Origin of the sequence: Shewanella sp. CAL98-MNA-CIBAN-0140 (assembly GCF_040309905.1) — a bacterium.
Lineage (GTDB): Bacteria > Pseudomonadota > Gammaproteobacteria > Enterobacterales > Shewanellaceae > Shewanella > Shewanella psychromarinicola.
The window spans coordinates 1-314 of the sequence record NZ_JBEOPI010000116.1; the positions used below are offsets into that span (position 1 = coordinate 1).

The following is a 314-nucleotide window of genomic DNA, read 5'->3' on the forward strand; positions in this document are numbered from 1 at the left end:
ATTCCTATCACTAAGTGGTTTTGGGCTATCTACTTTTTAGGCTCAGATAAAGGCAGTATTTCAGCATTAAGACTGAGTAAGCACATTGAAGTTAATTGGCGAACGGCACGTTTGATATTAAGTAAGCTGAGAACAGCTATGGGCCATAGAGACAGCTTATATAGACTGTCAGGGGTCATTGAAATTGATGATTCGTTAGTGGGTGGCAAAAGCAAGGGCAAGCGTGGACGTGGAGCAGGAGGTAAAACACCTGTTTTAGTTGCCGTTGAAAGCAAAGGAAAAAGAGCTGGATTTATTGCTATGCAGGCTGTGAA

Annotated in this window: 1 protein-coding gene; it reads left to right on the forward strand. The window is 42.4% G+C overall.

What is annotated here, in order from left to right:
- A partial coding sequence (locus tag AAEY93_RS21295; RefSeq protein ID WP_351079464.1) for an IS1595 family transposase occupies positions 1-314 on the forward strand: 314 nt, incomplete at both ends.